At 51.4% G+C, this 3,206-nt stretch carries 2 rRNA genes; both read right to left on the bottom strand.

The features are described from left to right. Positions 1–127: 127 nt before the first annotated feature. Positions 128–243, bottom strand: a 5S ribosomal RNA gene (gene rrf / locus KD146_RS18125). A gap of 129 nt (positions 244–372) precedes the next feature. Then, positions 373–3,093: ribosomal RNA gene (locus KD146_RS18120) — 23S ribosomal RNA — on the bottom strand. Positions 3,094–3,206 lie beyond the last annotated feature (113 nt).

Genomic DNA, 3,206 nt, shown 5'->3' with positions numbered 1-3,206 from the left:
CGGCAGCCCTTGGCGTTTGTTTTGTTTGTTATTTTGGTTTTTTGAACGCAAGAAGCCCTCACTGTTTCCAGTGAGGGCTTCTTTTATTCTTTTTCGACATCGTAATGAGATCATACGTTTTTGGCAGACCTTGCAGCGACCTACTCTCCCAAGCCTTAAGACTTAGTACCATTGGCGCGGAGGAATTTGACGGTCGAGTTCGGGATGGGATCGGGTCTTGGGCTCCTCGCAAGAACCACAAGGTCAGCGAAAAACGTATGAGTGAATTCTGGTTATGTTTTGTATTGGACCAACAACTCTCCCATGCAAGGAGTGTTGGTCTGGTGTCTGAGCCGATCATTTCACAGTCTATGCGGACATAGATTAATGAGAACGATCAAGCCAATCGAGCTATTAGTACCGGTAAGCTTCACATATTGCTACGCTTCCACACCCGGCCTATCGACGTGGTGGTCTTCCACGGCTCTCAAGGGAATACTAGTTTTGAAGGAGGCTTCCTGCTTAGATGCTTTCAGCAGTTATCCCGTCCGAATTTAGCTACCCTGCAATGCGGCTGGCGCCACAACAGGTCCACCAGAGATTCGTCCAACCCGGTCCTCTCGTACTAGGGTCAGCTCTTCTCAATATTCCTACACCCACGGCAGATAGGGACCGAACTGTCTCACGACGTTCTAAACCCAGCTCACGTACCACTTTAAATGGCGAACAGCCATACCCTTGGGACCTGCTCCAGCCCCAGGATGTGATGAGCCGACATCGAGGTGCCAAACAATGCCGTCGATATGGACTCTTGGGCATTATCAGCCTGTTATCCCCAGCGTACCTTTTATTCGTTGAGCGATGGCCCTTCCACGCGGGACCACCGGATCACTATGACCGACTTTCGTCTCTGCTCGACTTGTCAGTCTCGCAGTCAGGCAGGCTTATGCCATTGCACTCAGCGACCGATTTCCGACCGGTCTGAGCCCACCATCGCGCGCCTCCGTTACTCTTTGGGAGGCGACCGCCCCAGTCAAACTACCCACCATACGCTGTCCCGGACACTGTTATGCCGCGGTTAGACATCTATGACGATAAGGGTGGTATCTCATCTTGCGGCTCCACACGAACTAGCGTCCTTGCTTCAAAGCCTACCACCTATCCTGCACATGCCGACACAAATGCCAGCGTAAAGCTATAGTAAAGGTGCATGGGGTCTTTCCGTCTGACCGCAGGAACCCCGCATCTTCACGGGGAATTCAATTTCGCTGAGTCTATACTGGAGACAGTGGGGAAGTCGTTACGCCATTCGTGCAGGTCGGAACTTACCCGACAAGGAATTTCGCTACCTTAGGACCGTTATAGTTACGGCCGCCGTTTACCGGGGCTTCAATTCAATGCTTGCACATCTCCTTTTAACCTTCCGGCACCGGGCAGGCGTCAGACCCTATACGTCGTTTTGCAACTTCGCAGAGCCCTGTGTTTTTAGTAAACAGTCGCCACCCCCTCTTTTGTGCCACTCCTATAAGGTTGCCCTCATAGAAGTCATGCTTATCCCGAAGTTACGCATGCAATTTGCCGAGTTCCTTCAGTATAGTTCTCTCAAGCGCCTTGGTATACTCTACCAGTCCACCTGTGTCGGTTTAGGGTACGGTCAATATTGGTGGAGCTATTTCCTGGAACCGGCTCATCGCACCCCCAATCCAATAAGGGGATACGAACCTGCGCGATCCGTCACTACCACCTGGTTCACGAATATTAACGTGATTCCCATCGTCTACGCATTTCTGCCTCGACTTAGGGGCCGACTAACCCTGCGCTGATTAGCATTGCGCAGGAACCCTTGGACTTTCGGCGAAAGTGTCTCTCACACTTTTTGTCGCTACTCATGTCATCATTCGCACTTCCGATACCTCCACGGCCCCTCACAGGTACCGCTTCGCAGGCTTACGGAACGCTCCGCTACCGCTTACACATAAGTGTAAACCCTAAGCTTCGGTGCATAGTTTTAGACCCGGTACATCTTCGCCGCAGGATCGCTTGACCAGTGAGCTGTTACGCTATCTTTAAAGGATGGCTGCTTCTAAGCCAACCTCCTGGTTGTCTAAGCAATCCCACATGCTTTCCCACTTAACTATGACTTGGGGACCTTAGCTGTAGGTTAGGGCTGTTTCCCTTTTGACGACGGACCTTAGCACCCGCCGTCTGTCTCCCGAGTAGTACTTCTGGGTATTCGGAGTTTGGTTAGGTTTGGTAAGTCGGTGAGACCCCCTAGCCCATCCAGTGCTCTACCCCCCAGAGTATTCGCTCGAGGCGATACCTAAATATCTTTCGCGGAGAACCAGCTATTTCCGAGTTTGATTGGCCTTTCACCCCTAGGAACAAGTCATCCCCGTCTTTTTCAACAGACGTGGGTTCGGCCCTCCAGTAAGTGTTACCTTACCTTCAGCCTGCTCATACCTAGATCACTCGGTTTCGGGTCTAATCCAACTAACTTAACGCCCTATTCAGACTCGCTTTCGCTACGCCTACACCTAACGGCTTAAGCTTGCTAGTTAGACTAAGTCGATGACCCATTATACAAGAGGTACGCAGTCACCCTTGCGGGCTCCTACTGTTTGTATGCATCCAGTTTCAGGAACTATTTCACTCCCCTCGTCGGGGTGCTTTTCACCTTTCCCTCACGGTACTTGTTCGCTATCGGTCGTGCACGAGTACTTAGGCTTGGATAGTGGTCTACCCATGTTCAGACAGAATTTCACGTGTTCCGCCTTACTCGAGGACCTCAATGCTTTCTACCGGTACGGGGCTATCACCCACTATGGCTGGAATTTCCATTCCATTCCCGTTCTTACAAAGAGGCCACTGGCCTGGTCCGCGTTCGCTCGCCACTACTAACGGAGTCTCGGTTGATGTCCTTTCCTCTGGGTACTTAGATGTTTCAGTTCCCCAGGTTAGCTCCCTTTCGGGTGACCTAAATGGTCGGGTTTCCCCATTCGGAAATCATCGGATCAAAGCTTATTCGCAGCTCCCCGACGCTTATCGCAGCGTATTACGTCCTTCATCGCCTGTGCACGCCAAGGCATCCACTGAATGCACTTAAGACGCTTGATCGTTCTCATTATCAATGCCCGCAACATCAACATTGAACAGCCCTCTTGAAGCCATCCAATTCCGTCGTCGGGATTGTGAAATGCCAATGCATTGCTGCATCGGCTGTTTGATCG

The sequence above is a fragment of the Devosia litorisediminis genome, assembly GCF_018334155.1.
Classification (GTDB): domain Bacteria; phylum Pseudomonadota; class Alphaproteobacteria; order Rhizobiales; family Devosiaceae; genus Devosia; species Devosia litorisediminis.
The sequence above is the reverse complement of the archived record's forward strand: the minus strand, read 5'-3'. Positions and strand labels throughout refer to the sequence as shown.